Annotated in this window: 14 protein-coding genes; 10 read left to right on the top strand and 4 right to left on the bottom strand. The window is 74.2% G+C overall.

The window, feature by feature from the left end; genetic code table 11:
- Positions 1 to 17 precede the first annotated feature (17 nt).
- The gene (gene dxs / locus FXF50_RS14135) at positions 18 to 1964 is read left to right on the top strand and encodes a 1-deoxy-D-xylulose-5-phosphate synthase (RefSeq protein ID WP_091311778.1); all 1947 of its coding nucleotides are present in this window, start codon (positions 18 to 20) and stop codon (positions 1962 to 1964) included.
- Positions 1965 to 2103: 139 nt separating this feature from the next.
- Positions 2104 to 2832, top strand: a complete 729-nt coding sequence (locus FXF50_RS14130; RefSeq protein ID WP_148427966.1) for a hypothetical protein — start codon at positions 2104 to 2106, stop codon at positions 2830 to 2832.
- A gap of 81 nt (positions 2833 to 2913) precedes the next feature.
- Here FXF50_RS14130 and FXF50_RS14125 read toward each other — a convergent pair whose 3' ends face one another.
- Positions 2914 to 4098, bottom strand: a complete 1185-nt coding sequence (locus tag FXF50_RS14125; RefSeq protein ID WP_148427964.1) for a hypothetical protein — start codon at positions 4096 to 4098, stop codon at positions 2914 to 2916.
- A 239-nt stretch (positions 4099 to 4337) separates the two neighbouring features.
- Between FXF50_RS14125 and FXF50_RS14120 the strand changes: the two genes are divergently transcribed.
- The gene (locus tag FXF50_RS14120; protein WP_255510039.1) at positions 4338 to 6146 is read left to right on the top strand and encodes a hypothetical protein; all 1809 of its coding nucleotides are present in this window, start codon (positions 4338 to 4340) and stop codon (positions 6144 to 6146) included.
- The gene (locus FXF50_RS14115) at positions 6104 to 7891 is read left to right on the top strand and encodes a hypothetical protein (RefSeq protein WP_148427960.1); all 1788 of its coding nucleotides are present in this window, start codon (positions 6104 to 6106) and stop codon (positions 7889 to 7891) included. The genes FXF50_RS14120 and FXF50_RS14115 overlap by 43 nt, the downstream gene beginning before the upstream one ends.
- Before the next feature lie 384 nt (positions 7892 to 8275).
- On the opposite strand, the gene FXF50_RS14110 is transcribed toward FXF50_RS14115, so the two are convergent.
- The gene (locus FXF50_RS14110) at positions 8276 to 10111 is read right to left on the bottom strand and encodes a hypothetical protein (RefSeq protein WP_187399678.1); all 1836 of its coding nucleotides are present in this window, start codon (positions 10109 to 10111) and stop codon (positions 8276 to 8278) included.
- Between the two features lie 95 nt (positions 10112 to 10206).
- On the opposite strand from FXF50_RS14110, the gene FXF50_RS14105 reads away from it, so the two are divergent.
- Complete coding sequence (locus FXF50_RS14105) at positions 10207 to 11484, top strand: PQQ-binding-like beta-propeller repeat protein (protein ID WP_187399667.1); 1278 nt, start codon at positions 10207 to 10209, stop codon at positions 11482 to 11484.
- On the top strand, positions 11481 to 12770 hold the full coding sequence (locus FXF50_RS14100; protein ID WP_148427954.1) for a PQQ-binding-like beta-propeller repeat protein: 1290 nt from the start codon (positions 11481 to 11483) through the stop codon (positions 12768 to 12770). The genes FXF50_RS14105 and FXF50_RS14100 overlap by 4 nt, the downstream gene beginning before the upstream one ends.
- Positions 12771 to 12794: 24 nt before the next feature.
- Here the strand turns inward: FXF50_RS14100 and FXF50_RS14095 are convergent, their stop codons facing one another.
- Positions 12795 to 14030 (bottom strand): peptidase C39 family protein, encoded by a 1236-nt coding sequence (locus tag FXF50_RS14095; RefSeq protein WP_255510026.1) that lies wholly within the window; start codon positions 14028 to 14030, stop codon positions 12795 to 12797.
- Positions 14031 to 14188: 158 nt separating this feature from the next.
- Between FXF50_RS14095 and FXF50_RS14090 the strand changes: the two genes are divergently transcribed.
- From FXF50_RS14090 to FXF50_RS14075, 4 genes are all read left to right on the top strand, one after another.
- A complete protein-coding gene (locus FXF50_RS14090; RefSeq protein ID WP_148427950.1) occupies positions 14189 to 14857 on the top strand; it encodes a response regulator transcription factor in 669 nt (222 codons plus the stop codon).
- Entirely contained in the window at positions 14854 to 15927 is a 1074-nt protein-coding gene (locus FXF50_RS14085) for a cell wall metabolism sensor histidine kinase WalK (RefSeq protein ID WP_187399666.1), read from the top strand. Before FXF50_RS14090 ends, FXF50_RS14085 begins: the two co-directional genes overlap by 4 nt.
- Positions 15928 to 16163: 236 nt before the next feature.
- Positions 16164 to 18704, top strand: coding sequence for a malectin domain-containing carbohydrate-binding protein (locus FXF50_RS14080; protein WP_148427948.1), 2541 nt, complete (start codon positions 16164 to 16166; stop codon positions 18702 to 18704).
- 204 nt (positions 18705 to 18908) lie between these two features.
- Complete coding sequence (locus FXF50_RS14075; RefSeq protein WP_148427946.1) at positions 18909 to 19295, top strand: VOC family protein; 387 nt, start codon at positions 18909 to 18911, stop codon at positions 19293 to 19295.
- A gap of 64 nt (positions 19296 to 19359) precedes the next feature.
- On the opposite strand, the gene FXF50_RS14070 is transcribed toward FXF50_RS14075, so the two are convergent.
- Positions 19360 to 20238: a hypothetical protein gene (locus FXF50_RS14070; protein WP_148427944.1), complete on the bottom strand. Its 879-nt coding sequence runs from the start codon at positions 20236 to 20238 to the stop codon at positions 19360 to 19362.
- Positions 20239 to 20270 lie beyond the last annotated feature (32 nt).

Raw genomic sequence — 20270 nt, 5'->3', positions numbered from 1 at the left:
CGATAGACTCTTCGGTCATGAGTGTTGAAGAGGGCACGGCCAACCACGGTCGGCTGCTGGGCACCGTCCGCGGGCCGCAGGACGTGAAGCGGATGACGGCCGAGCAACTGGACATCCTCGCCGCCGAGATCCGGGACTTCCTGATCGCCAAGGTCTCCCGCACCGGCGGGCACGTCGGCCCCAACCTGGGCGTGGTCGAGCTGACCCTGGCCATGCACCGGGTCTTCGACTCGCCGCGCGACCGGCTCCTGTTCGACACCGGCCACCAGGCCTACGTACACAAGATCGTCACCGGCCGGCAGGAGGGCTTCGACAAGCTCCGCCAGCGCGGTGGCCTCTCCGGCTACCCCAGCCAGGCGGAGAGCGAGCACGACCTCATCGAGAACTCGCACGCCTCCACGGCCCTCTCCTACGCCGACGGCCTCGCCAAGGCGTACGCGCTGCGCGGCGAGAAGCGCAGCGTCGTCGCCGTGGTCGGCGACGGCGCCCTGACCGGCGGCATGTGCTGGGAGGCGCTGAACAACATCGCCACCGCCGGCAACCCGCTCGTGATCGTGGTCAACGACAACGGCCGGTCCTACTCGCCGACCATCGGCGGCCTCGCCGACCACCTGTCGTCGCTGCGGCTCAACCCGAGCTACGAGAAGGTGCTCGACACCGTCAAGGACGCCCTCGGCTCGACCCCGCTGGTCGGCCGGCCCATGTACGAGGTGCTGCACGCCGTCAAGAAGGGCATCAAGGACGCGGTCGCCCCGCAGGCCATGTTCGAGGACCTGGGCATCAAGTACGTCGGCCCGGTCGACGGCCACGACGTCCCCGCGATCGAGTCGGCGCTGCGCGCCGCCAAGAACTTCGGCGGCCCGGTGATAGTCCACGCGGTCACCCGCAAGGGCTACGGCTACCGCGCCGCCGAGGAGGACGAGGCGGACCGCCTGCACGGCCCGGGCGGCGCGTTCGACATCGAGACCGGCAAGCTGCTCGCCGCGCCGTCGGTGAAGTGGACCCACGTCTTCGCCGACGAGCTGGTCAGCATCGCCGACGAGCGCCCCGACGTGGTCGGCATCACCGCCGCCATGGCCGAGCCCACCGGCATCGCCACCCTGGCCCGCAAGTACCCCAACCGGGTCTACGACGTGGGCATCGCCGAGCAGCACGCCGCCACCTCGGCGGCGGGCCTCGCCATGGGGGGCCTGCACCCGGTCGTGGCCGTCTACGCCACCTTCCTCAACCGTGCCTTCGACCAGGTCCTGCTCGACGTGGCCATGCACAAGCTGCCGGTCACCTTCGTGCTCGACCGGGCCGGCATCACCGGCCCCGACGGGCCCAGCCACTACGGCATCTGGGACATGTCGGTGTTCGGCACGGTGCCCGGCCTGCGGATCGCCGCGCCGCGCGACTCGGCCACCCTCCGGGAGGAACTGCGCGAGGCGATCGCCGTCGACGACGGCCCGACCATCCTGCGCTTCCCGACCGGCACCGTGGCCGCCGACCTGCCGGCCGTGCGCCGGGTCGGCCCGGTCGACGTACTGGCCGAGTCGGCGCGTACCGACGTGCTGCTCGTCGCGGTCGGCTCCTTCGCCGGCCTCGGCATGGAGGTCGCCACCCGGGTCGCCGAACAGGGCTACGGGGTGACCGTGGTCGACCCGCGGTGGGTCCGGCCGGTGCCGGCCGAGCTCGTCGAGCTGGCGGCTGGACACCGGCTCGTCGTCACCGTCGAGGACGGGGTCCGGGTGGGTGGCGTGGGGTCTGCCCTCGCTCAGGCCATGCGGGACGCGGACGTTCGGGTGCCCGTCAAGGACCTGGGGGTGCCGGCAGACTGGCACCCGCACGGGACTCGGGCGCAGATCCTCGCGGATCTCGGGCTGACGGCGCAGGACGTGGCGCGGGACGTCACCGGGTGGATCTCTGGGCTGGACGCGCAGTCGGTTGACCCGGCCGCCGACGAGGCCACCGCGAAGAACTGATCTCAACTACGCCGATCGGGCGGTCCTGCCTTGCGCGGGGCCGCCCGTTCGACGTCTGCTGCATTACCTATCGTGGATCATCAGGTGACACGGCCCGCCGATGAAGGGGAGGCATTGTGCTTGAGCTGAGGACGGCGTGGTGAGGAACCTGGAGGACGTGGACCATGCACACCGGCTTCTCCTCGGTGCTGTGCTGCCGTTGCTGCTGCCTCCTCTAGGTTCCGCCGCTGTTCCCCGACCCCGGCTCAGAGGAGTCGTCCGAGTTGACGAGAAACGATCGCGAGTCGTTCTCACCGACGACTCGGCGATGGCGTCCGGTGTGGCTTTCGAGGTGTCGCACGAGGCCCTGCACCCCGACGCCGGAAGTTCTTTCGAGGTCGACCAGGTTCTCGCCCATCTGCGATCTATTTCCATCGAGGACATCGACCGGCTGAAGCGAGACGAGGCCCTACCGCGGGACGTGCACGGCAACCGAGTGGTTACGCTTGCGGGCGAAGGACTCGCCGCCCCCGCGAGCCGAATCTCATCCGAGCAGGAGCTGTTGACGGTTTTCCAGCTCATGCAGCGCGGCCCGATCCTCCCCTCGGTCAAAGACGTCTTCTGGTTCACCGGTTTCATGCTCCGAGCCGATGAAAGCTGTCGAATCTACGTCAGCCTGGCCGACAACGGCACCTCGTACGGACTCGACGTTCCACTGCAGCGCGCTGGTGGCCGTTCCATCGCAGGAATGGCCGCGAGCTTCGAGCTTGAGCTGACGATGAAGCTGGGTAACGACGGCGAGCTGTATGAGCCCATCACCGACCGCGACGACGAGTACTGCGCAGTCGCCTACGACCTCGAAAGCTGGCTGAATCCGCCGGAGAGCTGAACAACGTACCAAGATCTCCAGGGGTGGCGAACGGAAGCCGCCACCCACGGGCGAACCCCACCACCGCAACCACCGGCGGATTCAGCGGCCGCCCACGGACCGGTACCAGGTCTTCTCGGTCCCCGCCAGGCTGAACGTCTGCTTCCGGTCCGGCTGCGCCACGACCACGAGTCCAGGCCGGTCCACAAGACGAGTAGTCCCCGGGGGCGCGGCGAACGACGCATCCCGCCCTCGCCAACTCAGCACCGCAAGCGGCTGTCCCGGCACCGGCAGGTAGTACGCCTGCAAGGTCGTGGACCGGTCGGCGGGAGAGGCAACCGGAGCGCCGCCACCCGCAGGCCGGTAGACCACCGCGGTCATCGTCCCGGTAGCGCTCTCCCAGGTCAGCTGCTCCAGCTCACCCGGCTCCCCGCCAGCAAGCGAAATCGACCCCAGCGACCGCACCGCGATCTTCGCCATCGGCCACGACTCCGGCACCGACAGGGGCGCATGCCGGTCCCCGATGCGCCGCGGCACGCTCCCGAACGGTCCCCGCTCCCCGGCCAGCACGCAGGTGTCCAGCCCGGTCAGCGCCCGCTTCCCCGACCCCGTCTCGTCCCGCACGAGCGGATAGCGGGGCGCGGCGGTCGCCGTACCCAGGTCGAGGACGCGGTCCGCGGCCCGGCCGCGCGGCAGCGAGCGGGTGGGCCGCAGCGTCGCGGTCACCGCCACGGCCTGGCAGGCCGGCACGGCGACCGGCTCGGTGATGCCGTCGACCGCGGGGAGCGCCTTGCCGTCGGGGCCGAGCAGCCGTTCCACCCGGGCGGAGGTGAGGTAGCGACGGCCGGTCCAGGTCTGGACCGGCAGCACGTCGGAGTAGATCAGGTAGCCGGGGTCGGTGTACTCGGTGGCGTGCGACACCTGCCAGCGATCCCCGGCGCGGTGAAGTTGTAGCAGCCAGGACGCGCCCTCACCGGGCACGTCGGCGGCGACCAGAGCCAGCGGACTTCCGCCCACCTCACCGGAGTAGAGGATGCCGGAGGAGGGCAGATGCGCCCGGTCGTCGTCCGGCGAGCGCCAGTCCCGGACGGCCCGGCTGATCTCGCCGGTGGCGGCGGCGTCGCGGGTCAGGCTGCCCCGCGCCGGCCAGACCTTCAGGGTGCCGTCCAGGCTGTCGTAGCCGACGGGCAGCGCCGCCGGCTGCCGCCCGGCGACGGGGCCGCAGCCGGTCAGCAGCAGGGCCAGCAGCGCGGTGGCCGTCGTGCCGCGTCGACGGACTGAAACCACCCTGTACGCCCCCTGAATCCCGTCTTCACCGGTCGTGTCCGGAAGCACACATGGTACGAGATGTCCGGCCGGCCGGCCGCGCCCACCTCGACCCGGCCGGGCACCGGCCAGAAAGGACGATGAGCGGCGATTCGGCCGCCGATGACCTGCTCCGGTAGACTCCGCCGACTGTGACGCCTGCCGAGCCCCGTGGTGACTCGACGCCGGACGCCGACGCCCCGGGCGGACCGCTCTCCGTCATGGTGGACGAGCCCCCGGTCACCGCGGGCGACCCGGAGCCGGCCGCGCCGGTCGCGCGGCGGCGGTGGCGGTGGACGCCGCGCCGGCAGGACCTGGCGGTGTACGGGGTCTTCCTGCTCGCCGCGCTCTGGGTGACCAGCGGGATCTGGGCCGATCCGGCCGGCCGGGTGGCGGCGCTCTACAGCAGCGATCCGGCGCAGGTGCAGTTCTTCCTGGCCCACTCGGTGCGGGTGGTGCTGCACGGCGAGTACCCGTTCTACACCGACCAGTTCAACTATCCGGATGGCGTGAACCTGATGGCGAACACCGCCATCCTGGCCCTCGGCATCCCCATGGTGCCGGTGACCCTCCTGTTCGGACCGGCGGTCTCCTTCGTCACCCTGGTGACGCTGGGCCTCGCCGGGACGGCCGCCGCCTGGTACCGGGTGCTCTCCCGGCACCTGGTCCGCCACCGCCTTGCTGCTGCGGTGGGCGCCTGGTTCTGCGGGTTCTCGCCGGCGATGCTGTCGCACGCCAACTGGCATCCGAACATCATCAGCCAGTTCCTGCTGCCGTTCATCGTGTGGCGGGTGCTGGTGCTGACCCGCTCGACCCGGCCGGTCCGCGACGGCGTGCTGCTCGCCCTGCTGGTCACCGCGCAGGCGTTCGTCAATGAGGAGATCCTGCTCTTCACGGCGCTGGCCTGCGGGGCGTTCCTGTTCGCCGTGGTGGTGCAGCAGCGGGAGCGGTGGGCCGCCGCGTGGCGGCCGCTGGGCGTCGGGCTGGGCGTCTGCGCGGTGCTCGCCGGGGCGCTGCTGGCGTACCCGCTGTGGGTGCAGTTCGCGGGGCCCATGGCGTACCACGGGCTCAGCGACACGGTCCGCGACTACGGCAACGACATCGCCGCGTTCTTCACCCCGGGCTCGACCACGCTGGGCGGCAACGAGCGGGCCAACGTCAACCTGGCCCCGAACTACTCGGAGGAGAACGCCTTCTTCGGCTGGAGCCTGTCGCTGCTGGCCGTCGGCATCGTGGTCTGGCTGCGCCGGGAGGTGGTGGTCCGGGCGCTCGGGGCGACCGGGCTGTTCTTCGCCGTGCTCTCCCTCGGCGAGCGGATCTCCTGGTGGGACCGGGACCTGACCACCGGCCCGTGGGAGCTGCTGGTGAGGCTGCCGCTGCTGGACGCCGTGGTGCCGACCCGGTTCGGCCTCATCACCACCGTGGTCATCGGGGTGCTGCTGGCCCTGGCCGTCGAGCGGGCGGCGGCGCTGCGGGTCGTGGAGCGGCGCACCGTGCGTACCCTGACCGCCGCCGGCCTGGTGTTCGCGCTGCTGCCCATCGCGCCCATGCCGTTGCGGGTCACCACCCGCCCGGCCGTGCCGAAGTTCATCACGGCCGACCGGTGGCGGCAGTACGTCGGGCCGGACCAGACGCTGGTGTCCGTGCCGGTGCCGGCCATGGGCAACACCGACCCGATGCGCTGGGCGGCCAGCACCGACCTGGCCTTCAAGATCCCCGGGGGCTACTTCCTGGCCCCGCGCAACGGCGTCACCGGCGACCCGGGCCGCTTCGGTGGCCGGCCCAGCGGCATCGGCGAGCTGCTCGCCGAGGTCGAGGCCACCGGGCGTACGCCGAAGCTCGACGACCGGCAGCGCCGGCGCTTCCTCGACGAGTTGCGGCACTGGCGGGCCGCGATCGTGGTGTTGCCGCTGAACGAGCAGAACGCCGAGCCGCTGCGCCGCACCGTGGAGCAGCTGGTCGGGCCCGCCCGGCAGGAGCTGGACGTGTGGTTGTGGGACGTCCGGACACTGACCAGCCCGTCCGCCTGACCGGCCCGGACCGCCCCGCGCCCGCGCCCCGGCGCCGGTGGTGGCCGCGCCCGGTCGACGCGCTCGTGGCCGCCGGCTACCTGGGCCTGGCCGTGCTGCTCACCGCCGGCCAGTGGGGCCGGCCGGACCGGCTGTTCCACCAGGCCGGCGACCAGATGCTCTTCGAGTGGATGCTGGCCCGGGCCGCCCGGGCGGTGACCGGCGGGGAGAACCCGCTGCACAGCACGGCCCTGAACGTGCCGGACGGGGTCAACCTCATGGCCAACACGTCGGTGCTCGGGCTGGGCGTGCCGCTCACCCCGGTCACCGCGCTGTTCGGCTCCCAGGTGGCGTTCCTCGTGGCGGTGGTGCTCTGCCTCGCCGGCACGGCCACCGCCTGGTACGCGCTGCTCGCCCGCCGGCTGGTCCGGTACCGGGCCGCCGCGGCGGTGGGCGGGCTGTTCTGCGGCTTCGCCCCGGGCCTGGTGTCGCAGGCCGGGGCGCACCTGCACATGGCCGCCCAGTTCCTGGTCCCGGTGATCCTCGGGCTGGTGTTCCGCCCCGCCGCCGACCGGGTCCGCCGGGACGGGGTGCTGCTCGGGCTGGCCGTCGCGTACCAGGTCTTCCTCGGCGAGGAGGTGCTGGTCTTCCTGGCCCTCGCGGCCGGGGTGTTCGCCGGGGCGTACGCCCTCGCGGACCGGGGCGCCGCACGCCGGCTGGCGCCCGTGGTGGCGCGTCGACTCGGGATCGGGGCGCTGGTCGCCGGGGTGCTGCTGGCGTACCCGCTCTGGGTCCAGTTCCACGGCCCCGGCCACTACCGCGGGATGCCGTTCTACGCCCGGGGCTACCGGCTGGACCTGGCCTCCTACGCCACCGCCGCCCGGCAGACCGTCGCCGGGGACGCCCACCACGCCGGGCTGCTCTCCCCGAACGCCACCGAGGAGAACTCGTTCTTCGGCCCGTTCCTGCCGCTGCTGGCCGTGCTGATCGTGGTCCGGCTGTGGCGGCGGCCCATCGTCCGGGCCCTCGCCGCCTGCGGGCTGCTGTTCGCGCTGCTGTCGCTGGGCACCACGATCGTCGTGAACCGGCACGACACCGGGGTGCCCGGGCCGTACCGGCTGCTCGCCGGGGTGCCGCTGCTCGACCTCGTGGTGCCGGCCCGGTTCGCGCTGGTCTGCGTGCCGGTGCTCGGGGTGCTGCTGGCCCTCGCCCTCGACCGGGTCCGGCGCCGCGCGGCCCGGACCTGGGCGCCCTGGGCGGGCGCCGTCGCCGCCGCGCTGCTGCCGCTCACCCCGACCCCGATCCGCACCGTGCCGGCCATGCCGGTGCCGGCGTTCGTGGCCGACGGCGGCTGGCGGGCGTACGTGCCGCCGGGGCGGACGCTCGTGCCGGTGCCGCCGGTCACCGGGTCCGGCGTCAGCCCGGCCAGCTTCTGGTCGGCGCGCAGCGGGCTGGCCTTCGACGCGCCGGGCGGCTACTTCATCGGCCCCCGCTCGGCCGCCGACCCGGCCGCGCACTGGGGGGCGCCGGACCTGCCCACGTCACTGCTGCTGCGCCGGGCCGCCGAGACCGGTCAGGTGCCGCCGATCGGCGACGCGGAACGCCGCCAGGCCGTCGCCGACCTGCGGCACTGGCGGGCGGCGCTGCTGGTGCAGGCCGACTCGACACCGGGCGACCCGGTCCGCGCCACGGTGGACGCGCTGGTCGGCCCCGGCCGCGACGTCCCCGGCGGGCACCTCTGGGACGTCCGCCCCCTCGTCGGCTGACCCGGCCCTCCTGCTGCGTCGGCGGTAGGGCTGGCGGGGCTTGGTCGTCGCGCTGACCAACGGCCTTCGTGGTGACGACCGGCTGCCGGCGTCGGTTGCCCTTCCGCGGCAGGCCGGCCGTCACGGTCGCTCGCGGGCGGTCGGGGCGGTCGGGGTCATCGTGGTCCGCAGGACGCTGGGAACTTGATGTCGTGGGCGATTCACGCCTGGTGCCTCACCCGACTGGGTGTGTCGAGTCGTCGCGCACTGCTCTGCCGTCCGATGGGCCCGGCGGTGAGTCGTCTGCGACATCAAGTTCGTAGGCAGCGCGACGTTATCTCCGACCCCCCGCGGCGGGCCGCCGCCCCGATCGCCCGCGGACCCAACGGAGGACGCCCGGCCGGGTCAGACGCGGTCGCGGACGTCCCAGAGCCAGACGTCGTCGACGCGCCGCGGCTCGCCGAGCAACTGGGTCATCAGCTCCCGGAGGACCGCCTCGCGGGGGTTCGCGCCGAGCACCACCACCGACGCCTTCCAGAAGCGCAGGTCGTCGAGGGCCTGGCGGCGGTTCTCGTCGGTGAGCGGCGGGACCTTGTTCGCGTCCATGGTGGAGTAGATCAGGCTGCTGGTCGGCCGGTTCGGCGCGCCGAAGACCCCCTCGCCCACCTCGTTCGGCCCGATGAAGTAGCCGCCCGGGATCGGGAACTCCTGCCGGGTCAGCGCGCTCCAGCGCAGCGTGGGCAGGCCGTGCACGTTGCTCGGGATCGGCACCGGCACCAGGGTCCGGCCGTCCGGCACGTACGGCCGCCAGCCGCCAGCCGCGATGAAGTGCGGCGGCGGGTCGATCTGCTGCGCCGGCAGCGGGCGGGGGAACAGCGGGAGCAGGGCGGCCACGACGGCGGCGTATCCGACGGGGCGCAGCCAGCGCCGGCGTGACCCGGTGGGGGCCGACCCGGTGCGCTGGGCGGGCACCGGCGGGCGGCCGCGCCCCGACAGGGCGTCCCAGGCCAGCGCGAGCAGCACGCCGACCGCGGCGGCCACCACCAGGCTCAGCCGGGTCGGCATCATCATCTCCACCAGCGGCAGGTCGTCCGGCACGTACGCCCAGGGGCCGTCGACGCCGGTCTCCACCCCGTCGAACCGCACCTTCGGGCCGATCGCGGCGACCGAGAAGACCACCACGAGCACGGCCACGATCCGGGCCGGCAGCGAGCGGCGTACCAGCAGCACCAGGGCGACCAGCGCGACCAGCACCAGCGGCCAGCCGAACCAGGTGTTCTGCTCGGTCAGCCCGATGGTCTTCTCCACCGCCTCGTCGCCGGCCACGGTGTCCCGGGCGAAGGTGACGAAGGCCATGAGGTCCTCGCCCCAGTTGTGGAAGACCCCGCCCTGCAGGCCCCGGTAGGACTGCGGCCCGTTGAACTGGAACCAGATCGGGTAGGCGGCCAGCAGCAGGGCCAACCCGCCGCCCACGCCGACGGCGGCGAGGAACGTGCCGGCCCGCTCGCGCGCCGCGCGCGGCCGCTGCACCGCCCACGCCACCACGACGACCAGGCAGGCCAGCGCCGTGAGCAGCAGCATCTCCTCGTTGATGAAGATCTGGTACGCCACCAGCAGGCCCAGCACGATGCCGTTGCGCCGCCACCGGCCCGGTTCGCCGAGCCGCAGCACCCGCGCCACGATCAGCGGGAGCAGGAAGTTGGAGACGAAGTTCGGCTGCCCGTTGGCGTGGTGCACGATGCCCGGCGCGAAGCCGAGGAACGCGCCACCCACGAAGGCCGCCCCGCGCGAGCGGACCAGGTGCCGGGACAGCACCCGGTAGGCGGTGGCGGCGGTCGCCGAGAGGGCCGCGCCGAGGTAGAGCGCGTACATCACCTGCGGGCCGAGCAGCATGGTGAGCGGCGCCAGCGGCAGGGTGACCCCGAGCAGCGAGGTGTTCGCCATCATGTTCACCCCGTCCGGCGCGTTCTGCCGGGCGGTGAACAGGGGGTTCTCCAGGTGACGCACCGAGTACGCGCCGTGCGCGAAGAGCCACTCGAACCAGCTGTGGTCGGTCGGCAGGTGCGAGGAGACGCGGTGTTGCACGTCGCCCCAATAGTTGAGGCAGACGAGAACGCCGAGCACCACATAGGCTCCGATGGCCAGCACGTCGGCCCGGGCCGGCCGGCGTCGGGGCCGGCGCGGCGGGTCCGCCACGACGGGCTCGGCCTCGACGGGCGAGGAAGTCAGCGAGGGGTCCACCACCGGCACGGCCACGACGCGCCATCGTACAGGCGGCACGTCTCGTGCCGGTTTCGGCGCAGACCGCCGGGGCGCGGCGTGGGGAGGGGGTGGTCGTGACCGTCATCGATCTGGGTGAGCTGCGCGACGAGGCCCCGCCGGACCCGCCGCGGCGTCGTCCGCGGGCCGCCGGCCGTCCGTTCCGGAGCGTCGTGGTGCTGCTGGTGGCGTTGGTCACGCTCGCCGCCGGGGCGCCGCCGGCACGGCCCGCCGGGCGCACCCTGGCCGGCAGCCCCGGGGCCGTCGCGTTCGTCTCCGGCGACCGGGTGTACGTGGTCGAGCCGGCCGACCCGCAGGGCGGTGTGAACCGCCAGCTCGTCGCGTACCGGGCCGGCTCCGGTCCACCCCGGACACTGTGGCGGACCCCGCTGCCGGGGGCGGGCGCGGCCACCGCGGTGTGGGAGCAGGGCGGCAGCGTCCTGCTCGTCGGGCGGACCGACAGCGACTCCGTGTACGAGACGGTCGGCCTCGACGCCCGCACCGGCCGAATGAACTGGGTCCAGCCCGGGGTGGGCTTCCCGGCCGGCGAGGCCCTGCTCATGCAGGTGCCCGAGGTGACGGCCCGGCAGCCGATCCGCCGGGTGGCGGTGAGCGACGGCCGGACCCTCTGGTCGGCGCCCGGCACGCCGGACGACGTCGAACTCAGCTTCGGCCCGTCCGGCGTGGACCGGCTGGTCTATCTGCCGGCCGCCGGTGAGACCGCCGTCTACGACGCGGTCAGCGGCGCCCGGCTGGTCGCCCGCGACCTGCGCCCCGGCGACCTGCCCACCCGGGAGCGCACCCTGCTCGCCGCCGGGATGCTGCTGGTGATCGGGGACGCCGGAGACACCGTGACCGCCTACGACCTGGACACCCTTCAGCGGCGGTGGACGGCCTCGCTCCCGCTGGTCGGCTACGCGGAGCGGTGCGGCAGCCTGCTCTGCGCGAGCAAACAGACCGGCGGGATGTGGGCGCTCGACCCGGCCACCGGCGCGGTGCGGTGGACCGACGACCGGTGGGCGGGGACGTTGGCGGTCGCCGGGGGCCGGCTCCTGGTGGCGGGGGCGCCCAGGGGCACCGGAACCGCCCTGGCCGTGGTCGAGGAGGCCACCGGCTGGCTGGTGGCCGACCTCGGCGTCTGGGAGATGGTGCAGCAGGACGAGTTCGACGGCCGGCTGTTCGGCGTCCGGCGGATCCGGAACAGCCGCCAGCTCCTCGTCGAGCTGGACCCCGCCGCTGGCCGCCCCGAGGTGCGCGAGGTGCTGGTCGGCGCCGTCGGCGACTGCCGGATGGGCGCGAAGCTGGTCGTCTGCCGGCACACCAACGGCGGGTTCGGGCTGTGGCGGCTGCCGTGAGTCCGGTCATCGAGCTGGGGGAGATGCGGCACGACGAGGGCGCCGACGGCCCGGCTCCCGCGCCGGTCCGGCCACCGGGCCGGGTGGCCCGGGTGGTGGCGGCCGGGTGCCTCGCGCTGCTGACCCTGGCCGGCGCGGCCCCGCCGGCCCGGCAGCCGGCGGGAGTCCGGGTGCCCGCCCCGCAGGGTGCCGCCTTCCTGATCGTGGGGACCCGGCTCGTGGTGGCCGACGGGCCGGGCCTGGTCGGCCGGGGCGGCCGCGTGGTGACCGGGCACCGGCTGCCCGGCGGGGAGCCGCTGTGGCGGTTCACCCTCCCGGCCGGCGACCACGTGCTCCACGTGAGCGCCCTGGCCGGTGGGCTGCTGGTGACGAGCAGCCCGGCCGGCGCCGGCGACACCGTCTCGACCCTGCTCGACCCGGACACCGGCGCGGTGCGCTGGCGGCAGTCGGGCTACCCGGTGTCGACCGGGTCCGGCGGGGTGCTGTTCGAGACGCCGCGCGCCGTCGGCACCGGCACCGTGCTGGCCGCCGACCCGGTCTCGGGCGCGGTGCGCTGGTCGCTGCCGCTGCCCGCGAACGGGGTGGCGTACCGGACGGGGGAGCGGGGGGTCACCCAGATCGTGCTGATCACCGCCGACGGCCGGGTGGCGGTGCACGACGCGGAGTCCGGCGCACTGGTGCACGCCGGCCGGGTGCCGCCCGCCGTTGACGGGGTGTCCTACCGGTTCGCCCAGGTCGTGGGCGAGCTGCTGCTGGTCGACGGCGCGCCGGACACCGTCACGGCGTACGGTCTGGACCGGCTGGACCGGCGCTGGACCGTGCCGGTGGAGTCGCGGGCGGGCACCTGGTTCGTCGAGTGCGCCGGCATGGTCTGCATCCGCGACCAGACCGGCGGGGTACGCGCCCTCGACCCGGCCACCGGCGACCCGACCTGGGTGGACGACCGCTGGGTCGGCATGGCGCCCGTCGGCGGCCGGCTGCTGGGCGCCGAGCCCGGCGTCGGGCTGGAACTGGAGCTGTCGGTGCTCGACCCGGCGACCGGCCGGGCCCTCGCCCGGCTGGGCCGCTGGCGGACCACGGGGTTCGAGGGCAACCCGAACGGCCTGCTCGGCCTGCGCCGCCTGCCCGGCGACCGGACGCTGGTCGGCGCGCTGGACGTGGCGGCCGGGGAGGCCCGGATCCGGGCCGTGCTGCCCGGCTCGTGGGACGACTGCGCCGACTCGGGCACCGCGCTGGTCTGCCTGCGCCCGTCCGGCGGGCTGATGATCTGGCCGGTGGGCCCCTGACCTACCCGGTGGCCCGCGGCGGAGTCACCAGTTGGGCTGCGCGGGCGCCGGGGGCAGCGGCACCGACTCCGGCCGCACCACGTAGACGACCCCGCCGCTGCCGCCCTGCCAGGCCGCCTCGAACGCCGCCCGGGGCACGGTCCGGCGGACCCCGTCGTCGTCCGGGGCGTACGGGTCGTTGAGCACCGGATCGCCGTCGGCCGTGAACCCGACCAGCACGATGAGGTGCCCGCGGGTGTCGTAGTCCAGCCCGGGCACCTGTCCCCGGCTGAAGGCCGCCGAGACGATCAGCGGGATGCCGGCGGCCACGAACCGCTCCGCCTCGGCCAGCGAACGCAGCCGGGTGACGAAGGCGTCCACCCCGTGCAGCCCCGCGTACGCGGTGTTGAACGCCCAGTTCCCGGCCCCCGCGTACGCGTGGTCGTAGCAGTGCCGGGCGGCGTGCACCACCACGGGCCGGGGACCGGGCGGGGCGACCCAGGCGTACCGGTCCGGGGTGGGGCCGGCGCCCCAGAAGTCGAGCACCATCGAGACGCAGGTGGGGCTGCACCAGGAGTCACCGCCGCCGCCCCAGCGGGTCTCCCCGCCGGCGTGCAGCCGCTGCGCGTAGCGGGGCACGTCCAGCACCCGGCCCCGCGCGTCACCGGTCGCCCCGGAACGCGGGGCCGGCGGGGTCGCCGGACCGCCGGTCGCGCCCGTCCGGGTGGCCGGCGTGCCGGGGGTGTGGCCGGCCGAGGCGACCACCCCGAGCGTGCGCAGCACCGGGCCGGTCGGGGCGTCGGGGCGGCGCAGCAGGGTGACCCGGACCTGCCAGCCGGTGACCGTCGCGCCGGTCACGAGCAGCGTGTCGGCCGCGACCCGGGCGGCTCCGTCCGCCTGACCGGGCACCGAGGAGCGGTGGATCGTGGTGTCGTCGGCGGCCCACCGGCCCAGCTCGTACCAGCCGGTGGTGGCGGCGTCCCCGGACCAGCCGCGCAGCTCCACCCGCAGCCAGCAGCCGGGTGGGGCGTCGGCGGTCCACGAGGGGACCAGTTCGGCGGCGGCGAAGCCGACCGGCACGACGGGGGAGGTCCAGGTCGCCGCGTCGTACCCGGACGTGTCGCCGGAGTGCGGGTCGGTGTGCTCCACCCGGTCGGCCGGCGCCGCCAGCACCAGCCCGTCCGGGCCGGCGGCCACCCCGTCGGCGCTGCCCAGGTGCAGGTCCGCCGGGAAGCGGAAGCGGTGGTAGGTGACGTCCCGGCCGGGGTCGACAGCGGTCATGCGGGCTCCCGTCGGCTCGGACCCGGGCCGGTGGCCGGGCGGTTGTCGCTCACTGCCGGCGAGCATCGCGTACCCGAAGATTTTTTGCAACGACGGCGGGCGCGGGAGGCTTGGCGGGCCGCACTAGGTTGTGGGAGGTCACGAGGCGGGAGGCCGGGATGCGGGTACTGGTGGTCGAGGACGAGCGCAACCTCGCCGACGCGATCGCGCGCGGGCTGCGCAAGCGCGGGATGGCGGTCGACGTCGCCTACGACGGCGACGCCGGGCACCAGGCCGCCTTCGTCACCCGCTACGACGTGGTGATCCTGGACCGGGACCTGCCCGGCGTGCACGGCGACCGGATCTGCGCCGACCTGGTCGCCTCCGGGGCGCTCACCCGGGTGCTGATGCTGACGGCCAGCGGCACGGTCGCCGACCGGGTGGAGGGGTTGCAGCTCGGCGCCGACGACTACCTGCCCAAGCCGTTCGCCTTCGACGAGCTGGTCGCCCGGGTGCAGGCGCTGGGCCGGCGGGCCACGCCCGCCGCCCCGCCGGTGCTGGCGGTGGCCGACCTGGTGCTCGACCCGGCCCGCCGGGTGGTCAGCCGCCGCGGCGAGCCCGTCGACCTCACCAACAAGGAGTTCGGTGTGCTGGCCGAGCTGATCAAGGCGCGCGGCGCGGTGGTCTCCAGCGAGGAGCTGCTGGAGCGGGTCTGGGACGCCAACACCGACCCGTTCACCACCATCGTCCGGGTCACCGTGATGACGCTGCGCAAGAAGATCGGCGACCCGCCGCTCATCGAGACGGTGGTCGGCGCGGGCTACCGGATCGGCGAGGTTCCCGCATGAGCGGGCGTAGCCGGTTGCGGCCCACCCTGCGGCTGCGGCTCACCCTGCTCAACGGGGTGCTGCTCGTCGGGGCCGGAGCGGTCCTGGTGCTGCTGGCCTGGCTGCTGGTCCGGGACGCGCTGCGCCCCACCGACGAGCGGGAACTGCTGGTCAAGGGCCTCGTGGCGCTCGTGGCGATCAGCATGGTCGGGGTCGCCGGCGCGTACGCGGTGGCCGGCCGGGCGCTGCGCCCGCTGCACCAGGTCACCGCCACCGCCCGCCGGCTCGGCGAGACCACCCTGGACGAGCGGATCGGCTGGTCCGGCGCGAACGACGAGGTGGCCGAGCTGGCCGAGACCTTCGACGCCATGCTGGACCGGATCAGCGCCGCGTTCGAGGCGCAGAAGCGGTTCGTGGCCAACGCCTCGCACGAGCTGCGGACGCCGCTCGCGGTGATGCGCACCGAGATCGACGTGACGCTCAGCGACGACGAGGCGGACCTCGCCGAGTACCGCCGGATGGCCAGCGTGGTCCGGGAGGCCTCGGAGCGGGCCAACGGGCTGGTCGACGCGCTGCTGGTGCTGGCCCGCAGCGAGGCGCAGACGGGCGGCCGGCTGGCCCGCCGCACCGAGTTCGACCTGGCCGTGGGCACCGCCAACGCGCTCTCCGCGATGGCCCGCGAGGTCGAGCGGATCGGCCTCAAGGTGCACACCTCGCTGCGGCCCGCCCCGGTGGTCGGTGACCCGGGGCTGCTCGACCGGCTCGCCGGCAACCTGGTGGAGAACGCGGTCCGCTACAACCACCTGCACGGCCGGCTCTGGGTGCGGACCGGCGCCGACGGGCAGCGGTCCTGGCTGGTGGTCGGCAACACCGGCTTCGAGGTCGCCCCCGCTGACGTGCCGGGGTTGTTCGAGCCGTTCCGGCGCGGCGGGCAGGAACGCACCGGCGCCCGCGGCTCCGGCCTCGGACTGTCCATCGTGCGCGCGGTGTGCGACGCGCACGGCGGCACCGTGAAGGCGGTCGCCCAGCCGGGCGGCGGCCTGGAGGTGACCGTCACCCTGCCGTCGGCCGACGCCCCCACGGCCACCTGACGGCCCGATCGGCGTCCGCGCGGCCGCCCGACGGTACGCGCCGCGCCGCCGAACCACCATGGGCGGCCACCTGTTCGTGCGGCCGGCCCGGCTGTCCCGTCCACGCGCCCCGGGTGGTCGGGCGGGAGCGGCGCGGTGGTCGGGCAGAAAGCGTGGTCGGTGCTGGACGGCGCGTGACCGGTGGCCCAGGGTGAGTGCGGCGACACACCTGTCCGCACCATCCTCCGGAGCTGCCAGTGACAAACCCCTCGGCCCTCAAGCGCCGTGTCCTCGTGGCCCTCGCCACCGTCGCGCTCACCGCCGCCGGGCTGGCCCCGGCCGGTCCCGCCGGCGCCGCGCCCGACCACAGCACGCTGGTCAGAGCGACGCCCTCCACCGCCTCGCCGGACATCATGGACGGCACGGTCGACGCGATCCACGACGCCGGCACGAAGATCATCGTGGCCGGCTCGTTCACCCGGGTGCAGAACCGTGGGTCCGATGTCGACATCACCCGCAACTACCTGCTCGCCTTCGACAAGGCCACCGGCACGGTGGACACCGCCTTCGCGCCGACCGTCGACAACGAGGTGTACGCGGTGGTCGCCGGGCCCACCGCCGGGACGGTCTTCGTGGCCGGCAAGTTCAACACCGTGAACGGGGTCACCCGGCGCAAGGTGGCCCTGCTCAACGTCGCCACCGGCGCGGTGGTCACCAGCTTCGCCGGCCCGGCGTTCAACGGGCTGGTCAACGACCTCGCCCTGGTCGGCGGCCGGCTGCTGGTCGGCGGCATCTTCACCACGGCCGGCAACCCCAACCCGCGCGGCGGCCTCGCCTCGCTGAACGCGAGCACCGGGGCGGTGGACAACTACCTCACCACCGCGCTCACCGAGCACCACAACTACGACGGGGTCAGCGGCGCGAACGCCGGCGTCGGGGCCGGCAAGCTGGCCGTCTCCCCGGACGGCACGAAGCTCGTCGTGATCGGCAACTTCAAGAAGGCCGACGGGGTGCTGCACGACCAGATCGTCAAGCTGGACCTGGGCGCCACCGCCGCCACCGTGGCCGACTGGAACACCAACCGGTACACCCCGCGCTGCGCCTGGTGGGCGTTCGACTCGTACATGCGGGACATCGCCTTCGCCCCGGACGGCAGCTACTTCGTGGTGGTGACCACCGGCGCGCCGAACGGCGGCACGCTCTGCGACGCCGCCGCCCGCTGGGAGGCCGGCGCCACCGGGGCGGACCTCCAGCCGACCTGGGTCGACTACACCGGCGGCGACACCTACCTGTCCGTCGGCATCAGCGAGCAGGCGGTCTACGTGGGCGGCCACTTCCGCTGGCTGAACAACAGCTTCGGCGGCGACTCCGCCCAGGCCGGCGCGGTCGGCCGGGCCAGCATCGCGGCCCTCGACCCGCGCACCGGCCTGCCGCTGTCCTGGAACCCGGGCCGGCACCCGCGCGGCATCGGCGCCTCCGAGATGCTGGTCACCCCGGCCGGCCTCTGGGTCGGCTCGGACACCTCGTGGATCGGCAACTTCCAGTACCGGCGGGAGCGGATCGCGTTCTTCCCGCTGACCGGCGGCGCGGCCCCGCACCCGGCCACCACGGCCACCCTTCCGGGGAACGTCTACCGGGCCGGTGTCCCGGCCCCCACGAACGTGCTGTACCGGGTCAACGCCGGCGGCCCGCTGGTCGCCGCGACGGACAGCGGGCCGGACTGGGCGGCCGACGACGGCGGCAGCCCCAGCCCGTACCACAACGCCGGCAGCAGCACCGCCGGCTTCGCGCCGGTGGGCTCCGTGGACGCCACCGTGCCGGCCGGCACGCCGGCCGCTCTCTACAGCGACGAGCGCTGGGACCCCGCCGGCGACCCGGAGATGAGCTGGCAGTTCCCGGTGCCCGCGGGCACCGAGGTGCAGGTCCGGCTCTACCTGGCCAACCGGTACGACGGCACCGCCGCCGCCGGCTCCCGGATCTTCGACGTGGCCCTGGAGGGCACGACCGTCCTGGACGACCTCGACCTCTCCGCCGGCGTCGGGCACAACGTGGGCACCATGCGGTCGTTCACCGTGGTCAGCGACGGCTCCATCGACCTGGACTTCCGGCACGTGGTGGAGAACCCGCTGGTCGACGGCATCGAGATCGTCAAGACCGGCGCCCCGCCCGCGGGCACCGGGAACGAGGTGCAGGTCCGGTCGTACGACGGGGTCGCCACGGTCGGCGCGGCCAGCCCGGTGGCGGTCCCGGACGGCACCGCGTGGTCCACCGCGCGGGGCGCGTTCTGGGTCGGCGGCACGCTCTTCTACGGGATGAACGGGTCGCTGTGGCGGCGCACCTTCGACGGGTCCACCTTCGGCCCCGCGTCGGCGGTCGACCCGTACCACGACGCCTACTGGGACGCGGTGGAGACGGACTCCGGCCCGGCCGGCCAGACGTACGCCGGCGTGACGAACAACTTCTATCCCGAGATCCCCAACGTCAGCGGCATGTTCTACAGCGGCGGCCGGCTCTACTACACGCTCGCCGGGCAGGGCGGCCTGTTCTGGCGCTGGTTCACCCCCGACAGCGGCGTGGTGGGCGCGGAGAAGTTCACCGTCGCCGGGGCGAGCGGCTTCGCCGACGCCGGGTCGGTCTTCCTGGCGGGAAGCACCCTCTACAAGGTCAACCGCAGCACCGGCGAGCTGTCGGCCACGGACTGGGCGGGCGGTGCGCCCGTCGCGGCGTTCACCGTGCGCAGCGGCCCGGCGGTCGACGGCGTCGACTGGCGGGCGAAGGCGGTCTTCGTCGGCCCGTGACCCGGGTTCCTGCCGGCCCGGTCCCGCCTCGCGGGGCCGGGCCGGCTTGTCCCCGCCCCCGGGGTGGTGACATGATCAGGTCCGTCAGCCCGACGTGTGGAAGGGGGTGTGGTCGATGTTCACCGTGAACCGTCCCGCGCCCCGCGACCCCCGCTGACCTTCTCCACTCCCGCGGGGCGCACTCCGATCCAGGAGGAAAGCACCGTGAGTGCACACATCCACTGCGTCACCGTCGAGACCGACGACCCGTACGCCCTGGCCAGCTGGTGGGCCCGGGTGCTCGACCGGAAGCTGAACGACGACGACCACCCGGGCGACCCCGAGGCCGTCCTCGCCGCCCCCGGCGGCCACGGCCCCGACCTGCTCTTCGTCTCGGTGGGGGAGCGGCACGGCAAGGGCGCGTTCCACCTCGACCTGCACGCGGCCGAGGGGACCCGGGACGAGGAGGTGGCGCGCCTGCGCGACCTCGGAGCCAGCCTCGTCGCCGACCGCCGCCGGCCGGACGGCACCGGCTGGGTGGTGCTCGCCGACCCCGAGGGCAACGAGTTCTGCGTCTGCCGCAGCCCGGCCGAGCGGGCCGCGTCGGCCTGACCGCTGAAACGGGACCGGGCCCCCGCCGCACGGCGGGGGCCCGGTCCTCCGGGTCTGCGGGGGCTCAGCCCTGCTTCTCGATCTCGCCACGCATGGTGACGAACTCCGACTGGATCTCGGCCGCGGACTTGAAGTAGACGACCACCATGCCCAGGCTGCCCTTGTCGGCCCAGATGCAGACGGCCACCGGGATGTCCTCGGTCTTGCCGTCGCCGCACTTGGCGTCGCCGCCGAGCGGGCCGGCGTTGACCGTCTTGAACTCCTTGGCGCCCAGCTCGGGGGTGATCGCCGTGATGGCGTCCGCCATCTCCTTCTTCGGGTCGGCGATGACACCGGAGGCACCGGCGATCATCACCAGGTCCTTCTTCTCCGGCTCGCCGTAGAAGGCGCCGACCGTGCTGGTGGCGTTCGGGACGTCCTTGGCGATCTCCGACTTCATCTGCGTGGCGGCCTGCTGGAGCTGCGGCTCGGTCACCTTCGGCCGGCCGGCCAGCGTGGCGGGCTCGTTGAGGCGGGTCTTGGTGGCCGTGACCACCTCGCCGACCTTGTCCTTGGTGGCGAAGAAGGCGATGGCGCCACCGCCCACGCAGAGCACCAGCACGACGGCCAGCACGATCAGCAGGATCTTGCCGGCGCTTGACTTCTTCTTCGGCGGCAGCGGGGCCGGGGCGCCGTAGCCGGGCTGGCCGGTCTCGACATAACCGCCGCCGTACTGCTGGCCGGGCTGCTGGCCGTACTGCTGGCCGCTCTCCGGGTAGCCCCCGCCGTACTGCTGGCCGGACTGACCGGACTGCGGGTAGCCGCCGCCGTACTGCGGCTGCTGCTGGGGAGCCGGCGGGTAGCCGCCGCCGTACGAGGGCTGCTGCGGCGGCTGGTAGCCGCCGGGCTGCTGGTGCGGCGGGGGGTAGGAACCGGGGTAGGGACTGGACGGCGGCTGGGACATGGTGTCAGCTCCTGTAAGAAATCCGGACGCGT

This window comes from Micromonospora sp. AP08, from assembly GCF_008085935.1.
GTDB classification, from domain to species: domain Bacteria; phylum Actinomycetota; class Actinomycetes; order Mycobacteriales; family Micromonosporaceae; genus Micromonospora; species Micromonospora chersina.
Note: the sequence above shows the minus strand (reverse complement) of the source record. Positions and strands in the feature narration are given on the sequence as shown.

Coding starts and splice junctions, on each gene's coding strand:
- dxs (WP_091311778.1), top strand. CDS start 18: ATGAGTGTTGAAGAGGGCACGGCCAACCACGGTCGGCTGCTGGGCACC.
- FXF50_RS14120 (WP_255510039.1), top strand. CDS start 4,338: ATGGTGGACGAGCCCCCGGTCACCGCGGGCGACCCGGAGCCGGCCGCG.
- FXF50_RS14095 (WP_255510026.1), bottom strand. CDS start 14,030: ATGACCGCTGTCGACCCCGGCCGGGACGTCACCTACCACCGCTTCCGC.
- FXF50_RS14090 (WP_148427950.1), top strand. CDS start 14,189: ATGCGGGTACTGGTGGTCGAGGACGAGCGCAACCTCGCCGACGCGATC.
- FXF50_RS14085 (WP_187399666.1), top strand. CDS start 14,854: ATGAGCGGGCGTAGCCGGTTGCGGCCCACCCTGCGGCTGCGGCTCACC.
- FXF50_RS14070 (WP_148427944.1), bottom strand. CDS start 20,238: ATGTCCCAGCCGCCGTCCAGTCCCTACCCCGGTTCCTACCCCCCGCCG.